The sequence below is a fragment of the Pseudomonas alkylphenolica genome (genome assembly GCF_000746525.1).
In the GTDB taxonomy this organism is placed as follows: domain Bacteria; phylum Pseudomonadota; class Gammaproteobacteria; order Pseudomonadales; family Pseudomonadaceae; genus Aquipseudomonas; species Aquipseudomonas alkylphenolica.
On the sequence record NZ_CP009048.1, the window covers coordinates 5,292,624 to 5,317,119 of the forward strand.

Sequence of the window (24,496 nt, forward strand, 5' to 3'; positions counted from 1 at the left end):
AACCACCGTACACACGGAGGTTTCTTGCATGTTCGAGATGACTGCATTGCTGCGCCAGCGCTTTGCCGCCCTGCGCAGCGGTGCCGAGTTTTTTTCCCTGCGCTATGTGCAGCAGTCCCAGCAGCAACTGTCAGTGCGCAAAAACGTTGCCGAGCCGCCGTTCTTCTTCCGCGATGAAGGGGCCATGCTGACGGTCCGGCTCAAGGGCGTGGAAGCCTACGCCGCCACTGCCGACCTGTCCCAGTCCGGCCTGCAACGCGCCCTGGAACAGGCCGAGCGACTCGCCGCGCAGATTGGCGCACGTGCCCTGCTTGACCTCAGCGAGCAACCGGTAGCCACGCAGCGCAGCGACTATCGCTCGCCAAACCTCGAACAGCCCTTGCCATCCCTGGCCGACTGCTATGACCTGCTCGCCGGTGAGTCGAACAGTGTGCCCGCCGACAGCCGCCTGGTGAACTGGCAGGCCAGCCTTGGCATCAGCAACGTCGAACAGATTTACTTGAACACCGCCGGTGCCGAACTGCGCCAGGCTCAACGCTTTATCTATCCAGGCTTCGCAGTCACCGCCTTCGATGGTCAGGACAGCCAGAGCCGCACCCTGGGCCGGGAGAACTTCGGCCAGCAGGGCGGCCTGGATGTCATCGAACGCTGCGGCCTGGTTGGCGCTGGCGTCAAGGTCGCCGACCAGGCGCTGCAACTGCTGCTGGCGCCCAATACCCCGAGCGGCGTGCGCGATCTGCTGTTGATGCCGGACCAGATGATGCTGCAGATCCATGAGTCCATCGGTCACCCGCTGGAAATGGACCGCATCCTTGGCGACGAGCGCAACTACGCCGGTACCAGCTTCGTCAAAGCCAGTGACTTCGGCACTCTGCAATACGGCTCGAAACTGCTCAACGTGACCTTCGACCCGACCATCGGCGAAGAACTGGCCAGCTACAGCCATGACGACGACGGCAGTGCTGCCAGCAAGCAGTTCCTGATCCGCGACGGCTTGCTCCTGCGTCCGCTGGGCGGGGCCTTGTCGCAGTTCCGCTCGGGCCTGGACGGCGTTGCCAACAGCCGCGCCTGTGGCTGGAACCGGGCGCCTATCGATCGCATGGCCAACCTCAATATCGAGCCAGGCGACCAGAGCCTCGAGCAGCTGATCGTCAATATCGAACACGGCATCCTGATGCGCACCAACCGCTCCTGGTCCATCGATGATGCACGCAACAAATTCCAGTTCGGCTGTGAGTGGGGCCAGTTGATCGAAAACGGCGAGCTCAAGGGCGTGGTCAAGAATCCCAACTACCGAGGGATTTCCGCGCAGTTCTGGGGCAACCTCAGCGCGGTTGGCGACGCCAGCACCTTGCAGGTTCTCGGGACGCCGAACTGCGGCAAGGGCGAGCCGAACCAGGTGGTGCGGGTCGGGCACGCCTCACCTGCCTGCGTATTCAGCCAGATCGACGTATTCGGAGGAGACGCCTGATGGCTGCCACCCCACTGCAAAGCTTCCAGAGCCTGGTCGCCAGCCTGCAAAAGCAGGTACGCGCGCCCGAACACTTCACCCTCAGCTACAGTGCCGAACACTCGCAGTTCATTCGCTTCAACCACGCCAAAGTGCGCCAGGCCGGCGAGGTGCAGCAGGCCAGCTGCGTCCTCAAGCTGGTCAAGGACGGGCGCCAGGCTGAGCTGCAGTTCACCCTCGGCAACGACGCCGACGTCGATCAGCAGCGCCTGGCCGAGGCTATCGGGCAACTGCGTCAGACCTTGCCATTGCTTGAAGCCGACCCTTACCTGCAGCTCAACGACAGCGACTGGCAAAGCCACAGCGTGCAAGATCAGACGCTGCCTGAGATAGAACAGGTGCTGGCACAAATCGAGCTCGGCGCCGGCGAACTGGACCTGGTTGGCATCTATGCCGCAGGCCCGATTTGCCGAGGCTTTGCCAGTTCGTTCGGCGCGTTTGGCTGGCACCAGGCCAACAGCTTCAACTTTGACTGGAGCTTGTTCCACAGCAACGGCCAGGCGGTCAAAGCCAACTATGCCGGGCAGCAGTGGAACAGCGACGCCTTTGCCCTGCGCCTGCGCCAGGCACGCGAACAGCTGGAATACCTCGGCCGCCCGCTCAAGACCCTGGCACCCGGCGAGTACCGCGCCTACCTGGCTCCGGCGGCAATCGATGAAATCATGGGCATGCTCTGCTGGGGCGGGTTTTCCGCGCAGTCGCTGGCGACCAAGAACAGTCCGTTGCAACGCCTGTACGCCGGTGATGCGCGCCTGAATCCGCTGGTCAGCATTGCCGAGCAGGTCAGCGGCTCGTTGAGCCCGGCGTTTTCCGACGAGGGCACGCCGCGCAGCGATTTGCGCCTGATCGAGCAAGGCCAGGGGCTCGACCGCCTGATCTGCGCCCGCAGCGCCGCCGAGTTCGAGTTGGCGGCCAACGGTGCCGACGGGCATGAGTCACCTTGCGCCCTGAGCATGGCCGCTGGCGACCTCGAACAGCGCGACATCCTCAGTCGCCTGGGCACTGGCCTGTACATCAGCAACCTCTGGTACCTGAACTTCTCCGACCTGCCGGCCGCGCGCATGACCGGCCTGACCCGCTTCGCCACGTTCTGGGTCGAGGACGGACAGATCCAGGCACCGGTCAGCACCATGCGCTTTGATGACAGCGTCTACAGTTTGTTGGGTTCACAACTGGAGGCTCTGACCGCAGAGCGGGAGTTGATTCTGTCGACCAGTACTTACGGCCAAAGGCAGACCAGTTCGAGCCATTTGCCGGGGGCTTTGGTTAAACGCCTGACGTTGACATTGTGATTAGCCTATCGCGGGGCAAGCCCGCTCCCACCGGGGTTGAGACTGTGGGAGCGGGCTTGCCCCGCGATAGCCCCCTGAAGGATTAGACAAAAAGCCATGCCCAACCGCGCCCCGCTGGACCCTGTCACCGCCCGCTGGATCCCCTGGGTCGTAGCCATCGCCTTCTTCATGCAGTCGCTGGACGGCACCATCCTCAACACCGCCCTGCCGGCCATGGCCCGCGACTTGGCCGAAGACCCGCTGCGCATGCAGTCGGTGATCATCGCCTACATGCTCACCGTAGCCCTGCTGATCCCTGCCTCGGGCTGGATCGCCGACCGCTTCGGCACCAAACGGATCTTCTTCGGCGCCATTTTGCTGTTCAGTTTCGGCTCGCTGCTCTGCGCCCTGGCCGAAAGCCTGAGCATGCTGGTAGCGGCGCGGGTGGTCCAGGGCCTGGGCGGCGCCTTGATGCTGCCGGTCGGAAGGCTGGTGGTGCTGCGCGCCTACCCGCGTTCGGAGCTGGTGCGGATCATGAGCTTCATCACCATCCCCGGTCTGCTCGGTCCGCTGCTGGGCCCGACCATGGGCGGCTGGCTGGTGGAAATCCTCAGCTGGCACTGGATCTTCCTGCTCAACCTGCCGGTCGGTGTCATCGGCTGTTACGCCGTCTGGCGCTTCATCCCCGACCTGCGTGGCAGCGAGCGCACGCGCTTCGACGGCGTCGGCTTTGTGCTGTTCGGTGCGGCCATGGTGCTGATCACCATTGCCATGGAAGGCCTGGGCGAACTGCACCTGCCACACCTGCGGGTGATGTTGTTGCTGTTCGCCGGTATGGCGTGCCTAGCGGCTTACTGGCTGCGCGCAGGCAGCGTCGACAATCCGCTGTTTTCGCCCAGGCTGTTTCGCACCCGGACCTTCTCCGTCGGCATCCTCGGCAACCTGTTCGCCCGTCTGGGCAGTGGCGCCCTGCCGTTTCTGGTGCCGTTGCTGTTGCAGGTAGCCCTGGGTTACTCGCCGGCACAGGCCGGTATGAGCATGATTCCCCTGGCGGCGGCAGCGATGCTGGCCAAATCCATCGCCCGGCCACTGATCGAACGCTTCGGCTACCGCACCATCCTCACCGGCAACACCCTGTTGCTCGGCCTGTTGCTGGCCAGTCTGGGGCTGGTGGACGAGCAAACGCCCTATGCCCTGCTGCTGTTCCAGCTGGGTCTGCTCGGCGCGGTGAACTCCATGCAGTTCACGGCGATGAACACGGTGACCCTGATCGACCTCGACGACGCCAGCGCCAGCAGTGGCAACAGCCTGCTGTCGGTGGTGGCGCAGCTGTCCCTGAGCCTTGGCGTGGCGTGTGCCGGCGCACTGCTCGGCGGCTTCACGGCGTCGGGCAGTGCCGAAGGCATCGAGAGCACGCTGGGCGCGTTTCAGCTGACCTTCCTGACGATCGGTCTGATGGCCATGCTGGCCGCCGCGATCTTCATGCAGCTGTCGAGGACGGACGGAAGGCGTGCCCCTCGTCCGGAACCGGAGATCGAGCCTTAGGGCTAATGGCGTCGAGGCTGGTACACTGCGCGACATTTTGTTTTGCAGGCCCGCCTCGTGACCACCATTGCCACCGCCTTCGCCACCTTGCCGCTGTCCGCCGCCATGCTGGCCAACCTGGACGCCCTCGGCTACGCCCAGATGACCCCGATCCAGGCCCAGAGCCTGCCGGTAATCCTCAAGGGCATGGACCTGATCGCCCAGGCCAAGACCGGCAGTGGCAAGACCGCTGCATTCGGCATCGGCCTGCTCAACCCGATCAACCCGCGCTACTTCGGTTGCCAGGCCCTGGTCCTGTGCCCGACCCGCGAGCTGGCTGACCAGGTGGCCAAAGAGCTGCGCCGTCTGGCCCGCGCCGAAGACAACATCAAGATCCTGACCCTGTGCGGCGGTGTGTCCCTGGGCCCGCAGATTGCTTCGCTGGAACACGGCGCGCATATCATCGTCGGCACCCCGGGCCGCATTCAGCAGCACCTGAGCAAAGGCACCCTGGTGCTCGACGGTCTCAACACGCTGATTCTCGATGAAGCCGACCGTATGCTCGACATGGGCTTCTACGACGCCATCGCCGACATCATCGGACAAACCCCGAAGCGCCGTCAGACCCTGCTGTTCTCGGCGACCTATCCGTCGGGCATCAAGCAGCTGGCCTCGACCTTCATGCGTGACCCGCAGACCGTCAAGGTCGAAACCCTGCACGCCGACAGCCAGATCGAACAGCATTTCTACGAAATCACTCCAGAGCAGCGCATGGAGGCGGTCACCAAGGTGCTCGGCCACTTCCGCCCGCAATCGTGCGTAGCGTTCTGCTTCACCAAGCAGCAATGCCAGGAGCTGGTCGAGCACCTGCAGGCCAAGGGCATTTCCGCTCAAGCGCTGCATGGCGACCTCGAGCAGCGCGACCGTGACCAGGTCCTGACCCTGTTCGCCAACCGCAGCCTGTCGGTGCTGGTGGCAACCGACGTCGCCGCCCGTGGTCTGGACATCGATGCCCTGGACATGGTCATCAACGTCGAACTGGCTCGCGATGCCGAGATTCATGTGCACCGCGTTGGCCGTACCGGCCGTGCCGGCGAGAAAGGTCTGGCCATCAGCCTGGTCGCCCCGGCCGAAGGCCACCGTGCCCAGGCCATCGAAGACATTCAGAAAGCCGCGCTGCGCTGGGAACAGCTGGACAGCCTCAAGGCTCAGAACGGCGCTCCGCTGCTACCGACCATGAGTACCCTGTGCATTGCTGCCGGGCGCAAAGACAAACTGCGCCCGGGCGATATCCTCGGCGCCTTGACCGGCGACGCCGGGTTGCCGGGCACCCAGGTGGGCAAGATCGCCATTTTCGACTTCCAGGCCTTTGTTGCGGTGGAACGCGCGGTCGCCAAACAAGCGCTGCAGCGTCTGAACAATGGCAAAATCAAGGGCCGGTCGCTACGGGTGCGCATCGTCTGAGCTGTTTGTTGAATTTACTGGCCTGATCGCGGGGCAAGCCCGCTCCCACCGACTGTGGGAGCGGGCTTGCCCCGCGATAGTCTCACCACCGTTGCAGGGGATTTGCAGTGCGTTCCACCGAAGTGATCATCATTGGCGCTGGCGCCGCCGGCCTGATGTGTGCCCTGACTGCCGCCGGTCGCGGCCGCCGGGTACTGTTGCTCGACCACGCCAACAAACCGGGCAAAAAGATCCTGATGTCCGGAGGTGGCCGCTGTAACTTCACCAACATGTACACCGAGCCTGCCAACTTCCTCTCGCAGAACCCGCACTTCTGCAAGTCGGCCCTGGCCCGCTACACCCAGTGGGATTTCATCGAGATGGTCAGCAAACACGCTGTGCCCTATCACGAGAAAAAACTCGGCCAGCTGTTCTGCGATAACAAATCCAGCGACATCCTCGACATGCTCCTGCGCGAGTGCGATAACGCCGGCGCCGAGCTGCGCATGGACACCCGCATCGATCAGATCGAGAAGGTCGACGGCGGTTACCTGCTGGAAACCAGCGCCGGACAATTCCAGTGCCAGTCGCTGGTGATCGCCACCGGCGGTCTGTCGATCCCGACCCTGGGCGCGACCGGCTTTGGCTATCAGGTTGCCCGCCAGTTCGGCCACAGCCTGCTGTCGACGCGCGCCGCGCTGGTGCCGTTCACCATTACCGAGCCGGTGCTCAAGGGCATCTGCACCGAGCTGTCCGGTAGCTCCGTGGACTGTATCGCCAGCTGCAACGGCACCAGTTTCCGGGAGAATCTGTTGTTCACCCACCGCGGCCTGAGCGGGCCGGCGATCCTGCAGATTTCTTCGTTCTGGGAAGCCGGCGACACGGTCGAGATCAACCTGCTGCCAGACCACGACGCCTTGACCTGGCTGCAACAGCAACAAGCCGAACGCCCCAACAGCGAACTGAAAACCCTGCTCGGCGAGGTCTTCACCAAGAAAATGGCCAACCTGCTCAGCGAGCACTGGTTCGTTTCCAAGCCGATGAAACAGTACACCCCGGCGGAACTGGCGCAGGTCAGCGACAAGCTCGGCGCCTGGCAGGTGGTACCGGCGGGCACCGAAGGCTACCGCACCGCCGAGGTGACCCTGGGCGGCGTCGATACCCGCGAAGTGTCGTCCAAGACCATGGAGTCGCTGAAAAGCCCAGGGCTGTACTTCATCGGCGAAGTGCTCGACGTCAGCGGCCACCTGGGTGGCTTCAACTTCCAGTGGGCCTGGGCATCGGCGTACGCGGCCGCGCAGTTCGTCTAACCTTCGCGGTAGAATCAGCGCATCAAGGAACAAATTTTGCTGGTCAGGTGACAGCCGTAACACGCTTGCTGTCTGATCAGCTCAATTTCGATCATCGCCCAAGGCCTGCCTACCCGACATGTCATCCTCCTCGTTCAGCCAATCATTGCGCCGTCTCTGGGCTCTGGACAAATTCAGCTATGCCATCCGCGTACTCATCGCCCTGACCGGCAGCATGTTGCTGTGCTGGTATCAGGACGAGATGAGCCTGCTGATCCCGCTGTTCCTGGGCATCATCGCCAGCGCCCTGGCCGAGACCGACGACAGCTGGCAAGGGCGCCTGAACGCCCTCGCGGTCACCCTGGTGTGTTTTACCGTTGCCGCACTGTCGGTGGAGTTGCTGTTCCCCTACCCGCTGATTTTTGTCTGCGCCCTGGCCCTGGCCAGTTTTGCCCTGACCATGCTGGGCGCCCTCGGCGAACGCTACGGCGCCATCGCCTCGGCCACGCTGATTCTCTCGGTCTACACCATGATCGGCGTGGACCAACGCGGCGGTGAGGTCAGCGACTTCTGGCACGAACCGCTGCTGCTGGTAGCGGGCGCCGCCTGGTACGGGCTGCTCTCGGTGCTCTGGCAGGCACTGTTCTCCAACCAGCCGGTGCAGCAAAGCCTGGCGCGCCTGTTCCGCGAACTGGGCCGCTACCTGAAACTCAAGGCCACCCTGTTCGAACCGATCCGTCAGCTGGATGTGGAAGCCCGGCGCCTGGAACTGGCGCAGCAGAATGGCCGCGTGGTGGCCGCGCTCAATGCGGCCAAGGAAATCATCCTGCACCGAGTCGGCAATGGCCGGCCGGGCTCCAAGGTCAGCCGTTACCTGAAGCTGTACTTTCTCGCTCAGGATATCCACGAGCGCGCCAGCTCGTCGCATTACCCCTACAACGCCCTGACCGAAGCCTTCTTCCACAGCGACGTGCTGTTTCGCTGCCAGCGCCTGCTACGCCAGCAAGGCGTGGCCTGCCAGCAGTTGTCCGAGTCGATCCAGCTGCGCCAGCCGTTCATCTATGACAGCGGTTTTACCCAGGCCCTGGACGACCTGAATGCCTCCCTGGAACACCTGCGCATGCAGAGCAACCCGGCCTGGCGCGGGCTGCTGCGCTCGCTGCGGGCCCTGGCCGCCAACCTGGCAACCCTCGACCGTCTGCTCAGTGATGCAAGCAACCCCGACAACCTCGCCGATGCCAGCGACAGTAGCCTGCTCGACCGTTCACCGCGCAACCTGGCGGATGTCTGGAACCGCCTGCGTCAGCAACTGACCCCGACTTCACTGTTGTTCCGCCATGCCCTGCGCCTGCCGCTGGCACTGTCGATCGGTTACGGCATGGTCCACCTGATCCACCCGACCCAGGGATACTGGATCATCCTCACCACCCTGTTCGTCTGCCAGCCCAACTACGGTGCGACGCGGCGCAAGCTGGTGCAGCGGATCATCGGTACCGGCATCGGCCTGACGGTGGGCTGGGCGCTGTTCGACCTGTTTCCGAGCCCGATCATCCAGTCGCTGTTCGCCGTTGCCGCCGGGGTGGTGTTCTTCGTCAACCGCACCACTCGCTATACCCTGGCCACTGCGGCAATCACCCTGATGGTGCTGTTCTGCTTCAACCAGGTCGGCGATGGCTACGGGCTGTTCCTGCCACGTCTGTTCGATACCCTGGTCGGCAGCCTGATCGCGATTCTCGCGGTGTTCCTGTTCCTCCCCGACTGGCAGGGCCGACGGCTGAACAAAGTGCTGGCCAACACCCTGAGCTGCAACAGCACCTACCTGCGCCAGATCATGCAGCAGTATGCCCAAGGCAAGCGCGACGACCTGGCCTACCGCCTGGCCCGGCGCAATGCCCACAATGCCGACGCGGCGCTGTCGACCACCCTGGCCAACATGCTCATGGAGCCTGGGCATTTTCGTAAGGAGGCGGATGTCGGCTTTCGCTTTCTGGTGCTCTCGCACACCTTGCTCAGTTACCTGTCAGGTTTGGGCGCGCATCGTGAAACCACACTGCCGGCCGATGTTCACGAGCAGTTGATCGATGGTGCCGGGGCCAGCCTGGCCAACAGCCTGGATGAGATTGCCGAAGGTCTGGCCAGCAAGTTGCCGGTGGCTATCCACAGCGATGCTGAAGAAGCGTTGGCCATCGAACTTGAGCAGATGCCCGAAGAGCTGGAAGAAAACCAGCGTCTGGTGCAGACCCAACTGGCGTTGATCTGTCGTCAACTGGGCCCGCTGCGCACCCTGGCTGCACACCTGATCAAAGATGCGCCAGCCTGATCAGAATCCGTAGTGTTTGAGCAACCGCTGGTAGCTGCCATCGGCCTTCATCTCACCGATGGCCCGGTTGAAACCGGCAACGATCTGCTGATGCTCGGGAGCCTTCAGGCTCACCAGGATATGCAGGGTGTTTTCGCTGAGCGGCTTGTCGATGAACTCGACACTGTCACGTACCGAACGCGATTCGCGCTGCAGGAAGTAACGGGCGACGTATTCGTCCTCCAGGGTTAGTCCCACCCTGCCGGCGGCAAGCATGCGCACGGCGACCGAAAAATTGCGTACCGGAATCTTTTGCAGCTGTGCATCGGCGTCAAACGCGGGCGAATAGGCATAGTCCCTGACAACCGCCACAGGATAAGGGTACAGATCGTTCAGGGACTTGAACTTGAGCGAATCGCCCTTGCGCTTGAGCAAGCGGATGCGATTGGTCAGGTAAGCGCTGGAAAACGTCCCGATCCGGGTACGGCTCTCATTGAACCAGGCGTTGATCAACACGTCGTAGCGCCCTTCCTCCACCCCCAGCAGCGCCCGCGCCCAAGGCACCTGCTCGAATTCGCTGGTGTAACCGGCACGGTGCAAGGCGGTGGTGACAATCACTGTGGCCAGGCCGCCACCTGGCATACCAGCGTCAGTAAAGGGCGGCCAACTGTCGGCAACCAGACGCAGCTTTTCAGCCTGCGCGGTGTTGAACAGCAACAGCATTCCAAGCAAAGCCAAGGCTCGAAGCGGTGCAGCCATGCTCAAATCCTTTAGTAGACGCGCCATTACGCGTCGTTGATATCGACTGCTTGAGAGGTACCGCTGTCAGCACGTTGGCGCAGGTTACACAAAGATGAAGCCTTAAGGCAGAGACAATGATATCAAATGGCCTTCATTTTGAGTGTGGTCACACCCTGTGTTGACTTATGGCAATTTCGCCCTCGTCCTTGCCGGTAGCATCTGCGATGATCAAGCCAATCAACTGTTCGAGAACCACCTATGTCCATCGACTGGATCTGTAAACATCACAGCGACCTTGGCAAGGAACAACTCTATGCCATTCTGCGGCTGCGCACCGAAGTCTTCGTCGTTGAACAAAAGTGCGCCTATCAGGAAGTCGATGGCCGAGACCTGGAGGGCGATACTCACCACCTGATGGCCTGGCAGGACGACGAGCTGCATGCCTACTTGCGACTGCTCGATCCGGAGTCCCAGGGTGGCGATGTGGTGATTGGCCGGGTAGTCAGCGCAGCGTCGGCGCGCGGTAAGGGATTGGGCCATGAACTGATGGAAAAGGCCCTTGAGCAGGCTGAGAAGCACTGGCCCGGCGTGCCGGTGTACCTGTCGGCACAGGCGCACCTGCAGGACTACTACAAGCGCTATGGCTTTGTGGTGGTGGGCGAGGAGTATCTTGAGGACGATATTCCACATATCGGCATGCGGCGCGGCTAAAAGCATCGCGGGGCAAGCCCGCTCCCACAGCAACTCTGTGGGAGCGGGCTTGCCCCGCGATGAGGCCCTCAAGGATACCCAAGCACCTCACGAATACTGCGCAAATGCTGGATGATCCACTGCTTGTCGATCGCCCCCCAGTCGTGAATCCGGTAATGCCCGGCATGATTACGCGCTCCCGCCTGCTGCTCGAACTCACAGACAATATCCAGGTCGGCCAAGGCCGCGATGGTGTCCTGAGCCGTGCGCCGCGGCATGCCGGTCGCCTCCATCAGCGCCGGCACACTGGCGGCGGTCTGGCTGTCGATCAACCAGGCAACATACAGCCGGCGGTAGAAACTGGTCTTGGTCTTGCTCACGTCCATTGGCAAATCCTTGGGGCTCACGCGCTGCCAGGCAGCTCGCGGTAAGTCAGGTAAACACGCAGGTCGAACTCCAGTTGATGGTAGCCCGGCTGCATGTGTTCGCAGAGCTGGTAGAAGGCTTTGTTGTGCTCGCTTTCTTTCAAATGGGCCAGCTCATGCACGACAATCATTTTCAAAAACTGCGGCGCCGCCTCCCTGAACAACGAGGCAATGCGGATTTCTTTCTTCGCCTTCAGCTTGCCGCCCTGCACCCGCGACACCGCCGTATGCAGGCCCAATGCGCGGTGGGTAAGGTCAAGGCGGTTATCGAACAACACTTTGTCCAGGTTCGGCGCATTGCGCAGGTACTCCTGCTTGAGCCCCTGGACATAGCTGTACAGCGCCTTGTCACTCTGCACATCATGACGCTGCGGGTAACGCTGCTGCAGGTAATCGCCCAGGCGATTGCTGGCAATCAACTGGCGGACCTGATCTTGCAGGGTAGACGGATAGGCTTGCAGGTACTTGAGCGCAGTCATGGTCGCAAAGCAGACGGGTAAAAACGCAGTGTACCCAACTACACCGGATGCCAGTCAAAAAAGCGTGGAAACTCGCTGGCGTGCGCTGCGGTCATCGGGTGCGCCAGTAAAAACCCTTGCACGTACTCACAGCCATTGGCGCGAAGCCAGTGCACTTGTTCAGGCGTTTCGACGCCTTCAGCAATGACACTGATGCCATACGCCCGGCACAGTTCGATCACACAGCTGGCCAGCGCGGCATCCGCTGTCGAGCCCGGTAGCCGCGCGACCAGATGCCGATCGAGCTTGAGCGTGTCGATGGGCAGATCACGCACCATACGCAGCGAACAATCACCGGCGCCAAAATCGTCCAGGGCGATACGCACACCCAGTGTATGCAAGCGGTGCAGCTGTTTCATGGCATCGTCGAGGTTGTAGCGCAAAGTGGTTTCGGCAATTTCCACTTCCAGCTGGGCAGGCTGAAGTTCCTGGCTGAAGATCACCCGCGCCAGCTCTTCCACCAGGTTGGGCATGCTGAACTGCACCTGGCTCAGGCTGATGCTCAGCACCACCCCGGCATCGTAGCGTTCGTACCAGGCCCGGCGTTGAGCCGCCCCGTTCTGGTAGATCCAGCTGGCCAGACGCGTAATCAGCCGGGCCTCCTCCAGCAGCGGGATGAACAGGCCCGGCGGTACGTCCCCAACACTGGGATGACGCCAACGCAACAGCGCCTCGAAGCCCCGCAACCGGCCATCGGCCAAGGCCACCTGGGGCTGATAGACGAGGCTGAATTCCTTGTGCTCGATTGCGCTGCGCACACTGTCTTCAAGCATCAGCCGTGATCGTGCGCGACCGTTCAGGTCCTGATCGTAATACCGATATTGCTGGCGGCCCGACTGCTTGGCTGCATACATCGCAGCATCCGCGGCCCGCAGTAGCCCGTCCAGACTGGACCCGCACTCGGGATAAGTGGCGATCCCGATGCTGACCCCAAGCGTTACTTCCAGCCCGTCGATTTCCTGGTAGATCGACATGCGCTCAATCAGTTTTTCGGCAAAACGCGCAGCTTGTTCGGGGCAATCCAGGGCGTCGAGCAGCGCGGTGAATTCGTCGCCACCCATGCGCGCAAGAATCGCGCAGGAGCCCAGGCAATCCTTGAGCTGCTCGGCGACCCAGTTGAGCACCCGGTCACCGGCTTCGTGCCCCAGTGAGTCATTGATGCGTTTGAACCCGTCCAGGTCCAGGAACAACAAGGCCTGGGGCCGGTCTGCGCGCTCGTTGCGCAGCAACGCACTTTCAGCCGCCTGATAGAAACCACGTCGATTGAGCAGACCGGTCAACGGATCGGTGATTGCCTGGTACTCGAGTTGCTGATGCAGATTGCGCACCACCGACATATCCAGCACCGTAATCACCAACGCCCGCTGCTCGCTGGGTAACGGCGCACACGACAGGGCCACCGGGATCGGATGTCCCCCGGCCGTACGCAGGACAGCATCGTGAGTACGCAGGGTGTCCCGCGCCAGATAAGCTTGGTAAAACGCCGACTCACGCCACACAACCGACCCGGGTGACTGCACGAAATCCAGCACCCCCTTGCCCTGCAGATGTTCGAACGATGCATCCAGCAAACTGGAAATGGCCGGGTTGGCAAAGCGGATCAGGCCGTCTTCGGCCACCACCAGGATGCCCTCGGCGGCGTTTTCCAGCACCGATGCGTTGAATGCCCGCTCGGCCTCCAGGTCATGGCTCAGGCGCTGCAGCGAACGCCGGTTGCGCTGTTGCTCCAACAAGGCCTGGACCTTGGGCTTGAGGATCTGCGGGTCGAAGGGCTTGAACAGATAGTCCACCGCGCCACTGGCATAACCCTTGAGCACAGCCGCCTGGGACTGCTCATTGGCGGTCAGGAAAATGATCGGGGTAAGCCGCGTACGCTGGCTGCCGCGCATCAGGCGGGCGACTTCGAAGCCATCCATGCCCGGCATCTGCACATCCAGCAGCACCAGGTCGACCTCGTGCTCAAGCAACGCGCTCAGGGCTTCCGTTCCGGAGCTTGCTGTGAGCACTTGCCAGTCCTGACGGGCCAGCAGGGCACGCATGCTGATCAGATTTTCAGGGTAATCATCGACGACCAGCAAAACCGAGCCGCCATCGTTTGTGTGAGGTTGCGCGCAATCCATGCTGCTTCTCTTGTGAAACTGACATCGAATTTCGGTCGAAACCCGAAACTAACTCTAGACCTGGCTGCCATAAATCTGAAGTCATCAGATTGCCATCATCCGTGGAAAGTTCCGTAAGCCGACTAACGGTCTGTCTACTCAGGCCAATACCACCCTGTACTTGGCGCGAGGGGCATAAAAAAACCCGCATCGCTGCGGGTTTTTCCTAGCCCGGGTCTTAGTTGACCTTGGCGGACAGCTCACCCTTGAGGTAACGCTGGAACATGCCTTCCAGGGAGATCGGCTTGATCTTGGAAGCATGGCCGGCAGTACCGAAGGCTTCATAACGGGCGATGCACACATCGCGCATGGCCGTTACGGTGGCACCGAAGAACTTGCGCGGGTCGAACTCGCTCGGGTTCTGCGCCATCAGGCGGCGCATGGCACCGGTGGAGGCCAGACGCAGGTCGGTGTCGATGTTGACCTTGCGCACGCCGTGCTTGATGCCTTCGACGATTTCTTCAACCGGCACGCCGTAGGTTTCTTTGATGTCGCCGCCGTACTGGTTGATGATCGCCAGCCAATCTTGCGGAACCGAGGAAGAACCGTGCATCACCAGGTGGGTGTTAGGAATGCGCTTGTGGATTTCCTTGATACGGTCGATCGCCAGGACATCACCGGTAGGTGGCTTGGTGAACTTGTAGGCACCGTGGCTGGTGCCGATGGCGATCGCCAGGGCATCGACCTGGGTCTTCTTGACGAAGTCCGCGGCTTCTTCCGGGTCAGTCAGCATCTGGCTGTGGTCCAGTACGCCTTCAGCGCCGATACCGTCTTCTTCACCGGCCATACCGGTTTCCAGCGAGCCCAGGCAGCCGAGCTCACCTTCTACGGAAACGCCACAGGCGTGAGCCATGGCCACGGTCTGCTGGGTGACACGGACGTTGTACTCGTAGTCGGTCGGGGTCTTGCCGTCTTCGCCCAGCGAGCCGTCCATCATCACCGAGCTGAAGCCCAGCTGGATCGAACGCTGGCAGACGTCAGGGCTGGTACCGTGGTCCTGGTGCATGCACACCGGGATGTGCGGGAATTCTTCGATGGCCGCCAGGATCAGGTGGCGCAGGAACGGCGCGCCAGCGTATTTGCGAGCACCGGCCGAAGCCTGGACAATCACCGGGGAGTCGGTCTTGTCGGCGGCTTCCATGATGGCGCGCATCTGCTCGAGGTTGTTGACGTTGAAAGCTGGTACGCCGTAACCGAACTCGGCGGCGTGGTCCAGCATCTGGCGCATGCTAATGAGTGCCATTGTGTATCTCTCTCCCGACAAGCGTCGTTTTAATCGTGCAAGCCTGCCGCAGTGGCGGTTGCTATTCAAGTAGTGTGGGCCGCCATCACGCGGCCCGGCCAGTCACGGCGCCTTGCAGCCCCGCCCTATCAAATCGTTGGTGGCGACCCAGTACACCAGGCCTTCGTCACCTTTGCTGTGAAACGCCAGCACGCCATCGCTGTACAACGAGCCCGAGGCGCCCGGTTCGGCGTTGAGCCGGTAAACCTGATCACCGCCACCCAGACGGACGTCCAGGCTTTGCTGACTGCTGTCGGCAAAGCGCCAGAGCACTTCGGCCTGGCTGTCACACACCCAGCGCGTCCAGTTGTCTGACGGCGCCGACGCCGGTGAAGACGTGAAGCTTGCGCATCCGCCCAGTACTGCCAGGGCCATCAAGGCCACGACACCTTTCATCCAATATCCTCTAGCAGACCACAAACTGGCCGGTAGGTTGCCATCAACCGATCAAGGGCAACCCTGAGCCCGGCGCTGATGTTCGTCGTCATACTTTTCCAGGCCATCCGGGCCGAGCCGCTTGTTGATCACCGGGACGGTTTCCGCCTGCCATTCAGACTGATAGCAGCCGCCTTTCGGCGCACCGGGCTTATCGGCCGAAGGCCCCGGGGTGCTCGAGCAAGCGCCGAGCATCCCGACCAGGACAAACACAGGCAATCGCTTGACCATCAGGTCGCTCCCTTTGCCAGGCGCTGAGCGGATCAGGCCTTGGCCCGTTGTTCCAGTACTTCCACGGCTGGCAGGACCTTGCCCTCGACGAACTCGAGGAATGCACCGCCACCGGTAGAAATGTAGGAGATTTGCTCGGCAACGCCATATTTGTCGATAGCCGCCAAGGTATCGCCACCACCGGCGATGGAGAATGCAGCGCTTTCGGCGATCGCCTGGGCCAGCACCTTGGTGCCGTTACCGAACTGGTCGAACTCGAACACACCAACCGGCCCGTTCCACAGGATGGTTTTCGACGACTTCAGCAGCTCGGCGAAATTGGCCGCGGTTTGCGGGCCGATGTCGAGGATCATGTCGTCTTCGGCAACATCAGCCACCAGCTTGACGGTGGCGGCGGCGCTTTCAGCGAACTCCTTGGCAACCACCACGTCCACCGGTAGCGGAACGTTGACCTTGGCGGCGATGGCCTTGGCGGTGTCGATCAGGTCCGGCTCGTACAGCGATTTGCCGACGGGGTGACCAGCAGCGGCCAGGAAGGTGTTGGCAATACCACCACCGACGATCAGCAGGTCGCAGATCTGGCTCAGGCTGTTCAGGACATCGAGCTTGGTCGACACCTTGGAGCCGGCAACGATGGCCGCCATTGGCTTGGCCGGGGCTTTCAGGGCCTTGCCCAGGGCGTCCAGCTCGGCAGCCAGCAGCGGGCCTGCGGCAGCGACTTTGGCGAACTTGGCGACGCCATGGGTCGAGCCTTCGGCCCGGTGAGCGGTGCCGAAAGCGTCCATCACGAACACGTCGCACAGGGCAGCATACTTCTGCGCCAGCTCGTCGGCGTTCTTCTTCTCGCCTTTGTTGAAGCGTACGTTCTCGAACAGCACGATGTCGCCGGCCTTGATCTCGACACCGTCGAGGTACTCGGCAACCAGCGGTACTTCGCGGCCCAGGGCCTTGCTCAGGTAGTCGGCAACCGGCTTGAGGCTGTTCTCGGCCGAGAACTCGCCTTCAGTCGGGCGGCCCAGGTGCGAGCAGACCATCACGGCCGCGCCTTTTTCCAGCGCCAGCTTGATGGTCGGCAGCGAAGCCAGGATACGCGCATCGCTGGCAACCACACCGTCCTTCACAGGGACGTTGAGGTCTTCGCGGATCAGTACGCGCTTACCTTGCAGATCGAGGTCGGTCATCTTCAACACGGTCATGAATGCAGTCCTTCAGGGCTGTTTACAAGTGGAGCGGGTTTGATTGACGACGTGCAGAAAATGATCGGCAACGTCGAGCATACGGTTGGCAAACCCCCATTCGTTGTCGAACCAGGCCAGCAGGTTGACCAGCCGGGGGCCGGAAACGCGGGTCTGACTGGCATCGACAATTGCCGAATGGGGGTCATGGTTGAAATCACAACTGGCGTGCGGCAGTTCAGTGTAGGCCAGCAAGCCCTTGAGCGGTCCGCTCAGGGCCGCATCACGCAACACCTGGTTGACCTCGGCCGCGCTGGTGTCGCGAGCGGTCTGCAAGGTGATGTCCAGGCACGACACGTTGACGGTCGGCACGCGTACGGCTTTGGCCTGAATTCGCCCGGCAAGTTCCGGGAGCAGGCGCTCGATACCGCGGGCCAGCCCGGTGGACACCGGAATCACCGACTGGAACGCCGAGCGGGTACGGCGCAGGTCTTCGTGGTGATAGGCATCGATGACCGGCTGATCGTTCATCGCCGAGTGAATCGTGGTGATCGACACGTACTCAAGGCCAAAGGCCTGGTCGAGCACGCGCAGCAGCGGCACACCGCAGTTGGTGGTGCAGGAGGCGTTGGAAACCAGGCGCTCGCTGCCATCCAGGCAATCCTGGTTGATGCCGTAGACAATCGTTGCATCGACGTCCACTTCGCTGGCCATCGGTTGCGAGAACAGCACCCTCGGTGCACCGGCGTCGAGGAAACGCTGGGCGTCGGCACGGGTGTTGTAGGCGCCGGAACACTCCAGTACCAGGTCGACGCCGAGCGCCGCCCAGTCGATGCCTTCCGGGGTGGCACTGCGCAAGACTTTTACGCAGTCGCCATTGATATGCAGACAGTCGCCATCGACCTTCACCTCACCGGGAAAACGCCCGTGAGTGGAGTCGAAGCGTGTCAGGTATTCGATACTGGCCTGATCGGCCAGGTCGTTCAGTGCGACGATCTCGAAGCCCGCCTTCGCTCCCCGTTCAAAGAGTGCGCGCAAGACGCAACGACCGATACGGCCGTAGCCGTTGAGTGCAACTTTGTAAGGACGCGGTTGGGGCATGGGATGCTCACGGAACAGAAGCGTTATCTGCAAATCGCGGGGCAAGCCCGCTCCCACATCAGATACCTGTAGGAGCGGGCTTGCCCCGCGATCAATCCAGCACAGCCAGGATCAGTCTTCCAGCAGCTCTTCAGCAGTACCCAGGATGTTCTCCAGGGTGAAGCCGAACTCCTCGAACAAAGCCGCCGCCGGGGCCGACTCGCCATAGGTGGTCATACCGATCACACGGCCTTCGAGGCCGACGTACTTGTACCAGAAGTCGGCATGGGCCGCTTCGATAGCGATACGTGCACCGACCTGCAGAGGCAGTACAGACTGCTTGTAGGCAGCGTCCTGAGCATCGAACACGCTGGTGCACGGCATCGAAACGACGCGGACTTTGCGGCCTTGCTCGGTCAGCTTGTCGAACGCCTGAACGGCCAGGCCGACTTCGGAACCGGTGGCGATCAGAATCAGCTCAGGCTCGCCTGCGCAGTCTTTCAATACATAACCACCACGGCTGATGTCGGCGATCTGGCCAGCATCACGGGTTTGGTGCTGCAGGTTCTGACGCGAGAAGATCAGCGCCGAAGGGCCGTCCTTACGCTCCAGCGCATGCTTCCAGGACACCGCCGATTCAACGGCGTCGGCTGGGCGCCAGGTATCCAGGTTCGGCGTGCTGCGCAGGCTGGTCAGTTGCTCGATCGGCTGGTGCGTCGGGCCGTCTTCGCCCAGACCGATGGAGTCGTGGGTGTAGACGTGGATCACACGCTGCTTCATCAGCGCCGACATGCGCACGGCGTTGCGGGCGTATTCCATGAACATCAGGAAGGTCGCGCCGTAAGGCACCAGGCCGCCGTGCAGGGCAATGCCGTTCATGATGGCGGTCATACCGAATTCGCGCACGCCGTAGTACATGTAGTTGCCGCTGGCATCTTCAGCGCTGACGCCCTTGCAACCTTTCCACAGGGTCAGGTTGGAACCGGCCAGGTCCGCCGAGCCGCCGAGGAACTCCGGCAGCAGTGGGCCGAAGGCATTCAGGGTGTTCTGGCTGGCTTTACGGCTGGCGATGGTTTCGCCTTTGGCCGCGACTTCGGCGATGTAGGCAGTGGCCTTTTCGGAGAAGTCTGCTGGCAGCTCACCGCTCAGACGACGCTTGAGTTCGCTGGCCAGTTCCGGGAAGGCGGCGGCGTAGGCGGCGAAGCGCTTGTCCCACTCGGCTTCAACGGCTTTACCGGCTTCCTTGGCGTCCCACTCGGCGTAAATGTCGGCCGGGATTTCGAACGGACCGTGGTTCCAGTTCAGTTCTTTGCGCGCCAGGGCGATTTCATCGTTGCCCAGCGGAGCACCGTGGCAATCTTCCTTGCCCTGCTTGTTCGGCGAACCGAAACCGATGATGGTCTTGCAGCAGATCAGGGTCGGCTGCGCGCTCTTGCGTGCAGTGTCGATGGCGGTGCGGATTTCGTCGGCGTCGTGGCCGTCGACATTGCGGATCACCTGCCAGTTGTAGGCTTCGAAACGCTTCGGCGTGTCGTCGGTGAACCAGCCTTCGACTTCGCCGTCGATGGAGATGCCGTTGTCATCGTAGAAGGCGATCAGCTTGCCCAGGCCCAGGGTACCGGCCAGGGAAGCGACTTCGTGGGAAATGCCTTCCATCATGCAACCGTCACCCAGGAACACATAGGTATGGTGGTCGACGATGTTATGGCTCGGGCGGTTGAACTGAGCACCCATGACCTTTTCGGCAATGGCGAAACCAACAGCGTTGGCCAGACCCTGGCCGAGCGGACCGGTGGTGGTCTCGACGCCTGGGGTGTAACCGAACTCCGGGTGGCCCGGGGTGCGGCTGTGCAACTGACGGAAGGCCTTGAGGTCGTCGATGGTGACGTCATAGCCGGTCAGGTGCAGCAGCGAATAGATCAGCATCGAGCCGTGACCGTTGGACAACACGAAGCGGTCACGGTCAGCGAAGTTCGGGTTGCTCGGGCTGTGTTTCAGATAGTCGCGCCAAAGAACCTCGGCGATATCCGCCATGCCCATAGGGGCACCTGGATGGCCGCTGTTGGCCTTTTGCACGGCATCCATGCTGAGGGCACGAATGGCGTTGGCACGCTCACGACGGCTGGGCATCGCTTATCTCCTGGGGCTTGAATTAATTACGAAACGAAAAAAGGCGGCCATTTTCGCCCAGGCACGCCCCCGGGGGCAATGACGGATGGTCGATGCAGCATGATTTTCCTGTGATTGAGCGAAGAATCAGGCGTTAACCCGGGCAAACAGCAGGATCGGTCGTGTCGTCCTGCGACGAATTGCCCCGCTCATCGTGCAATATCAAAACTTTTTGATATTGCTCTTGCGACGCTGCCATAGCCTGACTAGACTGCCGTCCCATGAATCTACCTGTGCCCGCAATCCGTCCCGAGCAAAGCGAAGACCTGGCTGCCCTGTGCAAAGCCAGCGGCGACCCGCTGCGTCTGAACGTATTACGGGCACTGGCCAGCGACTCTTTCGGCGTGCTGGAACTGGCGCAGATCTTCGCCATCGGCCAGTCGGGCATGAGCCACCACCTCAAGGTGCTGGCCCAGGCCGGACTGGTGGCAACCCGCCGCGAAGGCAATGCGATCTTCTATCGTCGCGCCCTGCCCGATGGCCTGCGCCTGGGTGGCAAGCTGCATGCGGCGCTGCTCGAAGAGGTTGATGGCCTGAGCCTGGCGGATGAAGTGCAGGTGCGCATCGGTCAGGTCCAGCAACGCCGGGCCGCCACCAGCCAGGACTTCTTCCTGCGTGTCGAAGAGAAGTTCCGTGCCCAGCAGGACCTGATCGCCGGGCTGCCGCAGTACCGCGAAAGCCTCCTGGCGCTGCTCGACAAACTCAGCTTTGCCGCTGACGCCTGCGCGCTTGAAGTGGGCCCTGGCGATGGCGAATTTCTTCCCGAACTGGCCCGACGGTTTGTTCGGGTCACCGCACTGGACAACAGCCCGACCATGCTCGAGCTGGCACGCCAGGTCTGTCAGCGCGAAGACCTGGCTAATGTGAACCTGCAGTTGGCCGATGCACTCAGTGCAACGGATGTGGAAGCCGACTGCGTAGTGCTGAACATGGTCCTGCACCATTTCAGCGCCCCGGCCGAAGCCCTGCGGCAGCTGGCCAACCGTGTGAAAGCAGGCGGCAGCCTGTTGGTAACAGAGTTGTGCAGTCACGATCAGAGCTGGGCCAGAGAGGCCTGTGGCGATATCTGGCTGGGCTTTGAGCAGGACGACCTGGCCCGTTGGGCCAGCGCTGCGGGACTGGCTCCCGGGGACAGCCTGTATGTGGGCTTACGTAATGGTTTCCAGATCCAGGTCCGCCATTTTCAGCGGCCGGCTGGCGACACTCAACATCGGTAAATTTTAGGAACCCGTCGAGATGAGCGAATACTCCCTTTTCACCTCCGAGTCCGTGTCTGAAGGGCATCCGGACAAAATCGCCGACCAGATTTCGGACGCCGTGCTGGACGCCATCATCACCCAGGACAAATACGCACGCGTAGCCTGCGAAACCCTGGTGAAAACCGGTGTAGCGATTATCGCAGGTGAAGTCACCACCTCGGCCTGGGTCGACCTGGAAGAGATCGTCCGTAACGTCATCGTCGACATCGGCTACAACAGCTCCGACGTCGGCTTCGACGGCGCCACCTGCGCCGTGATGAACATTATCGGCAAGCAATCGGTAGACATCGCCCAGGGCGTTGACCGCAGCAAGCCGGAAGATCAGGGCGCTGGCGACCAGGGCCTGATGTTCGGTTATGCCAGTAACGAAACCGACGTGCTGATGCCAGCACCGATCTGCTTCTCGCACCGTCTGGTCGAGCGTCAGGCCGAAGCACGCAAGTCCGGCCTGCTGCCGTGGCTGCGTCCGGATGCCAAGTCGCAGGTCACCTGCCGTTACGAAGGCGGCAAAGTGGTCGGCATCGACGCCGTGGTCCTGTCGACCCAGCACAACCCTGAAGTCTCGCAGAAAGACCTGCAGGAAGCGGTCATGGAGCTGATCGTCAAGCACACCCTGCCTGCCGAACTGCTGCACAAAGACACCCAGTTCCACATCAACCCGACCGGCCAGTTCATCATCGGCGGCCCGGTAGGTGACTGTGGTCTGACCGGTCGCAAGATCATCGTCGACAGCTACGGCGGCATGGCCCGTCACGGCGGCGGCGCGTTCTCCGGCAAAGACCCGTCCAAGGTTGACCGTTCCGCCGCTTACGCCGGTCGCTATGTGGCCAAGAACATCGTCGCCGCAGGCCTGGCCGAGCGCTGCGAGATCCAGGTTTCCTACGCTATCGGCGTAGCCCAGCCTACCTCCATCTCGCTGAACACCTTCGGCACCGGCAAGATCTCCGACGACAAGATCGTCCAGCTGGTGCGTGAGTGCTTCGACCTGCGTCCATACGCGATCACCACCATGCTCGACCTGCTGCACCCGATGTACCAGGAAACTGCCGCCTACGGTCACTTCGGCCGTATCCCGCAGCAGAAGACTGTCGGCGACGACACCTTCACCACCTTTACCTGGGAACGCACCGACCGCGTCGACGCCCTGCGCGCTGCTGCTGGTCTGTAAGCCCGAGGCTGCAAGCAAAAGCCCCAGCCGAGTGATCGGCTGGGGCTTTTTCATGACATATCGACTGACAACTGACGACGCCGCCCTGAGCAACCATTGCCTAGGCTAGGGGTTCCATATCGCCAAGCAAGGATGCTGGCCATGTTGCTCAAACTGCTCGTTTACCTCCTGCTTACCCTGCACTTATCCACAAGCCGCGCCGAGGAATGCCCCGCCTGGCCAATCGACCAGGCGCGCAGCGAGACCGATCGGTTGCGTGAGACCCTGGTCAAGTGGGATGAGCACTACCATCGTCTGGGCCTCTCACTGGTGGCAGACGAGATCTACGACCAGAGCCGGCAGCGCCTGAAACATCTCCAAGGTTGCTTCGACCTGCAGACCGCCGACAATCCGCTCGCCAGTGCCCGCGGGCCGATAAGCCATCCCGTCGCGCACACTGGCGTCGCCAAGCTGACCGACGATCAGGCAGTCGCTCAATGGATACACGGCAAGCAGAACATCTGGATTCAGCCCAAGGTGGATGGTGTCGCTGTCACCCTGGTGTTTCGCCAGGGCCAGCTGCTGCAACTGCTCAGCCGCGGAGATGGTGTTCACGGGCATGACTGGAGCCGGCATATTCCTTATCTCGATGGCATAACCCGGCAACTTTCCCAGCCACTCGATCTCACCTTGCAAGGCGAACTGTACTGGCGCCTCGACGACCATGTGCAATCGGCTGCTGGAGGGCTTAATGCTCGCGGCACTGTAGCCGGATTGATGTCGCGCAAACAGTTGAACACCGAGCTGGGTGGCGGAATCGGTCTGTTCGTCTGGGACTGGCCCGAAGGCCCGAGCACCCAGAGCGAGCGCCTGACCAGGCTGGCAGCGTTGGGTTTCGCCGACAGCCAGCGCTACAGCGTTGCTATCACCACTCATGACGAAGCGGCCCATTGGCGCCAGCACTGGTACCGCTCGCCGCTGCCCTTCGCCACCGACGGCGTAATCCTGCGTCAGGACAGCCGCCCACCCGCCGAGCGCTGGCGGGCTAACGCGCCCTATTGGATCGCCGCCTGGAAATACCCCTTCGCCCAGGCACTGGCCGAGGTCCGTGCGGTGCGTTTCCGGATCGGACGCACCGGCAAGGTCACGCCTGTGCTGCAGTTAAAGCCGGTTATGCTCGATGACCGGCGCATCACCCAGGTCAGCCTGGGCTCATTGCCACGCTGGCAGTCCCTGGACATCCGCCCGGGTGACCAGGTAGCGATCAGCCTGGCCGGGCTGACCATCCCGCGTCTGGAACAGGTGGTGCATCGCAGCGTTCATCGCCAGCCGGTGGAGCCTCCGGCAATCGGGCAGTTTCATGCCTTGAGCTGCTGGCAGGCCAGCCCCGGTTGCGAAGAACAGTTCATCGCCCGACTCGCCTGGCTAAGCGGCAAGCAGGGGCTGGATATACCGCGAGTGGGCGTTGCGACCTGGCGCAACCTGGTGCAGGCGGGCCTGGTCAACAGCCTGGCCGACTGGCTGACCGTAACCGACGACCAACTGCGCCAGCTACCCGGTTTCAGTGCAGCCAGTGCCGAACGGCTGTTGCAAGGCTTCGACAGTGCTCGCTCCCGCCCCTTCCAGCAGTGGCTGTACGCCTTGGGGATACCCGCACCACGCGACGCTGACCTGAGCGCGGGCTGGTCTTCACTGGCGGCCAGGACTGCCGAGCAGTGGTCTCGCGAATCCGCTATCGGCACCACGCGCGCCGAACAACTGCTGGCTTTCTTCAGTCATCCGCACGTGCAGGCGCTGGCTGCGCAACTGTTGATTCAAGACATCGAAGGATTCCAGAACACCCCCTAAA

General features: G+C 62.0%; 20 protein-coding genes. 10 read left to right on the forward strand and 10 right to left on the reverse strand.

Annotation, left to right across the window (positions count from 1 at the left end):
* The first annotated feature begins 28 nt into the window (after positions 1 to 28).
* The 6 genes from PSAKL28_RS24265 to yccS all read left to right on the forward strand — a co-directional run bounded on the left by PSAKL28_RS24265 (position 29) and on the right by yccS (position 9,357).
* Positions 29 to 1,471, forward strand: coding sequence for a TldD/PmbA family protein (locus PSAKL28_RS24265; RefSeq protein WP_038615295.1), 1,443 nt, complete (start codon positions 29 to 31; stop codon positions 1,469 to 1,471).
* On the forward strand, positions 1,471 to 2,802 hold the full coding sequence (locus PSAKL28_RS24270; protein ID WP_038615297.1) for a TldD/PmbA family protein: 1,332 nt from the start codon (positions 1,471 to 1,473) through the stop codon (positions 2,800 to 2,802). The genes PSAKL28_RS24265 and PSAKL28_RS24270 overlap by 1 nt, the downstream gene beginning before the upstream one ends.
* A 96-nt stretch (positions 2,803 to 2,898) precedes the next feature.
* Entirely contained in the window at positions 2,899 to 4,326 is a 1,428-nt protein-coding gene (mdtD, locus tag PSAKL28_RS24275; protein ID WP_038615300.1) for a multidrug transporter subunit MdtD, read from the forward strand.
* A 105-nt stretch (positions 4,327 to 4,431) separates the two neighbouring features.
* Positions 4,432 to 5,769, forward strand: a complete 1,338-nt coding sequence (gene dbpA, locus PSAKL28_RS24280) for an ATP-dependent RNA helicase DbpA (protein WP_257011914.1) — start codon at positions 4,432 to 4,434, stop codon at positions 5,767 to 5,769.
* A gap of 107 nt (positions 5,770 to 5,876) precedes the next feature.
* Entirely contained in the window at positions 5,877 to 7,058 is a 1,182-nt protein-coding gene (locus PSAKL28_RS24285; protein ID WP_038615302.1) for a BaiN/RdsA family NAD(P)/FAD-dependent oxidoreductase, read from the forward strand.
* A gap of 118 nt (positions 7,059 to 7,176) precedes the next feature.
* Positions 7,177 to 9,357: a YccS family putative transporter gene (yccS, locus tag PSAKL28_RS24290; protein ID WP_038615304.1), complete on the forward strand. Its 2,181-nt coding sequence runs from the start codon at positions 7,177 to 7,179 to the stop codon at positions 9,355 to 9,357.
* On the opposite strand, the gene PSAKL28_RS24295 is transcribed toward yccS, so the two are convergent.
* Entirely contained in the window at positions 9,358 to 10,095 is a 738-nt protein-coding gene (locus PSAKL28_RS24295; RefSeq protein WP_038615306.1) for a substrate-binding periplasmic protein, read from the reverse strand.
* A 240-nt stretch (positions 10,096 to 10,335) separates the two neighbouring features.
* On the opposite strand from PSAKL28_RS24295, the gene PSAKL28_RS24300 reads away from it, so the two are divergent.
* Positions 10,336 to 10,788 (forward strand): GNAT family N-acetyltransferase, encoded by a 453-nt coding sequence (locus PSAKL28_RS24300; protein ID WP_038615308.1) that lies wholly within the window; start codon positions 10,336 to 10,338, stop codon positions 10,786 to 10,788.
* Positions 10,789 to 10,856: 68 nt separating this feature from the next.
* On the opposite strand, the gene PSAKL28_RS24305 is transcribed toward PSAKL28_RS24300, so the two are convergent.
* The 9 genes from PSAKL28_RS24305 to tkt all read right to left on the reverse strand — a co-directional run bounded on the left by PSAKL28_RS24305 (position 10,857) and on the right by tkt (position 20,202).
* A complete protein-coding gene (locus PSAKL28_RS24305; protein WP_038615310.1) occupies positions 10,857 to 11,153 on the reverse strand; it encodes a winged helix-turn-helix domain-containing protein in 297 nt (98 codons plus the stop codon).
* A 17-nt stretch (positions 11,154 to 11,170) separates the two neighbouring features.
* Positions 11,171 to 11,671 (reverse strand): YgjP-like metallopeptidase domain-containing protein, encoded by a 501-nt coding sequence (locus PSAKL28_RS24310; RefSeq protein ID WP_038615312.1) that lies wholly within the window; start codon positions 11,669 to 11,671, stop codon positions 11,171 to 11,173.
* A gap of 38 nt (positions 11,672 to 11,709) precedes the next feature.
* Positions 11,710 to 13,830, reverse strand: coding sequence for a putative bifunctional diguanylate cyclase/phosphodiesterase (locus PSAKL28_RS24315; RefSeq protein WP_038615314.1), 2,121 nt, complete (start codon positions 13,828 to 13,830; stop codon positions 11,710 to 11,712).
* A 217-nt stretch (positions 13,831 to 14,047) separates the two neighbouring features.
* On the reverse strand, positions 14,048 to 15,112 hold the full coding sequence (gene fba, locus PSAKL28_RS24320) for a class II fructose-bisphosphate aldolase (protein ID WP_038615315.1): 1,065 nt from the start codon (positions 15,110 to 15,112) through the stop codon (positions 14,048 to 14,050).
* Between the two features lie 102 nt (positions 15,113 to 15,214).
* Positions 15,215 to 15,547: an MliC family protein gene (locus tag PSAKL28_RS24325; protein WP_038615317.1), complete on the reverse strand. Its 333-nt coding sequence runs from the start codon at positions 15,545 to 15,547 to the stop codon at positions 15,215 to 15,217.
* A 51-nt stretch (positions 15,548 to 15,598) separates the two neighbouring features.
* A complete protein-coding gene (locus PSAKL28_RS24330; protein ID WP_084589141.1) occupies positions 15,599 to 15,850 on the reverse strand; it encodes a hypothetical protein in 252 nt (83 codons plus the stop codon).
* Positions 15,850 to 17,013, reverse strand: coding sequence for a phosphoglycerate kinase (locus PSAKL28_RS24335; protein ID WP_038615321.1), 1,164 nt, complete (start codon positions 17,011 to 17,013; stop codon positions 15,850 to 15,852). Before PSAKL28_RS24335 ends, PSAKL28_RS24330 begins: the two co-directional genes overlap by 1 nt.
* Before the next feature lie 12 nt (positions 17,014 to 17,025).
* Positions 17,026 to 18,093 (reverse strand): erythrose-4-phosphate dehydrogenase, encoded by a 1,068-nt coding sequence (epd, locus tag PSAKL28_RS24340; RefSeq protein ID WP_038615323.1) that lies wholly within the window; start codon positions 18,091 to 18,093, stop codon positions 17,026 to 17,028.
* Positions 18,094 to 18,204: 111 nt separating this feature from the next.
* Positions 18,205 to 20,202, reverse strand: coding sequence for a transketolase (gene tkt / locus PSAKL28_RS24345; protein ID WP_038615325.1), 1,998 nt, complete (start codon positions 20,200 to 20,202; stop codon positions 18,205 to 18,207).
* Positions 20,203 to 20,462: 260 nt separating this feature from the next.
* Here tkt and PSAKL28_RS24350 point away from each other — a divergent pair, with 260 nt between their 5' ends.
* The 3 genes from PSAKL28_RS24350 (at position 20,463) to ligB (ending at position 24,495) form a co-directional block, all read left to right on the forward strand.
* The gene (locus PSAKL28_RS24350) at positions 20,463 to 21,458 is read left to right on the forward strand and encodes an ArsR/SmtB family transcription factor (protein ID WP_038615327.1); all 996 of its coding nucleotides are present in this window, start codon (positions 20,463 to 20,465) and stop codon (positions 21,456 to 21,458) included.
* 19 nt (positions 21,459 to 21,477) lie between these two features.
* A complete protein-coding gene (metK, locus tag PSAKL28_RS24355) occupies positions 21,478 to 22,668 on the forward strand; it encodes a methionine adenosyltransferase (RefSeq protein ID WP_038615329.1) in 1,191 nt (396 codons plus the stop codon).
* Positions 22,669 to 22,809: 141 nt separating this feature from the next.
* Entirely contained in the window at positions 22,810 to 24,495 is a 1,686-nt protein-coding gene (gene ligB, locus PSAKL28_RS24360; RefSeq protein WP_038615331.1) for an NAD-dependent DNA ligase LigB, read from the forward strand.
* Position 24,496 lies beyond the last annotated feature (1 nt).

What these genes read in the sequence shown, in the direction of transcription:
- PSAKL28_RS24265 (WP_038615295.1), top strand. Translation starts at nt 29, where the DNA reads ATGTTCGAGATGACTGCATTGCTGCGCCAGCGCTTTGCCGCCCTGCGC.
- PSAKL28_RS24270 (WP_038615297.1), top strand. Translation starts at nt 1,471, where the DNA reads ATGGCTGCCACCCCACTGCAAAGCTTCCAGAGCCTGGTCGCCAGCCTG.
- mdtD (WP_038615300.1), top strand. Translation starts at nt 2,899, where the DNA reads ATGCCCAACCGCGCCCCGCTGGACCCTGTCACCGCCCGCTGGATCCCC.
- dbpA (WP_257011914.1), top strand. Translation starts at nt 4,432, where the DNA reads ATGCTGGCCAACCTGGACGCCCTCGGCTACGCCCAGATGACCCCGATC.
- yccS (WP_038615304.1), top strand. Translation starts at nt 7,177, where the DNA reads ATGTCATCCTCCTCGTTCAGCCAATCATTGCGCCGTCTCTGGGCTCTG.
- PSAKL28_RS24295 (WP_038615306.1), bottom strand. Translation starts at nt 10,095, where the DNA reads ATGGCTGCACCGCTTCGAGCCTTGGCTTTGCTTGGAATGCTGTTGCTG.
- PSAKL28_RS24300 (WP_038615308.1), top strand. Translation starts at nt 10,336, where the DNA reads ATGTCCATCGACTGGATCTGTAAACATCACAGCGACCTTGGCAAGGAA.
- PSAKL28_RS24305 (WP_038615310.1), bottom strand. Translation starts at nt 11,153, where the DNA reads ATGGACGTGAGCAAGACCAAGACCAGTTTCTACCGCCGGCTGTATGTT.
- PSAKL28_RS24310 (WP_038615312.1), bottom strand. Translation starts at nt 11,671, where the DNA reads ATGACTGCGCTCAAGTACCTGCAAGCCTATCCGTCTACCCTGCAAGAT.
- PSAKL28_RS24315 (WP_038615314.1), bottom strand. Translation starts at nt 13,830, where the DNA reads ATGGATTGCGCGCAACCTCACACAAACGATGGCGGCTCGGTTTTGCTG.
- fba (WP_038615315.1), bottom strand. Translation starts at nt 15,112, where the DNA reads ATGGCACTCATTAGCATGCGCCAGATGCTGGACCACGCCGCCGAGTTC.
- PSAKL28_RS24325 (WP_038615317.1), bottom strand. Translation starts at nt 15,547, where the DNA reads ATGAAAGGTGTCGTGGCCTTGATGGCCCTGGCAGTACTGGGCGGATGC.
- PSAKL28_RS24335 (WP_038615321.1), bottom strand. Translation starts at nt 17,013, where the DNA reads ATGACCGTGTTGAAGATGACCGACCTCGATCTGCAAGGTAAGCGCGTA.
- epd (WP_038615323.1), bottom strand. Translation starts at nt 18,093, where the DNA reads ATGCCCCAACCGCGTCCTTACAAAGTTGCACTCAACGGCTACGGCCGT.
- tkt (WP_038615325.1), bottom strand. Translation starts at nt 20,202, where the DNA reads ATGCCCAGCCGTCGTGAGCGTGCCAACGCCATTCGTGCCCTCAGCATG.
- PSAKL28_RS24350 (WP_038615327.1), top strand. Translation starts at nt 20,463, where the DNA reads ATGAATCTACCTGTGCCCGCAATCCGTCCCGAGCAAAGCGAAGACCTG.
- metK (WP_038615329.1), top strand. Translation starts at nt 21,478, where the DNA reads ATGAGCGAATACTCCCTTTTCACCTCCGAGTCCGTGTCTGAAGGGCAT.
- ligB (WP_038615331.1), top strand. Translation starts at nt 22,810, where the DNA reads ATGTTGCTCAAACTGCTCGTTTACCTCCTGCTTACCCTGCACTTATCC.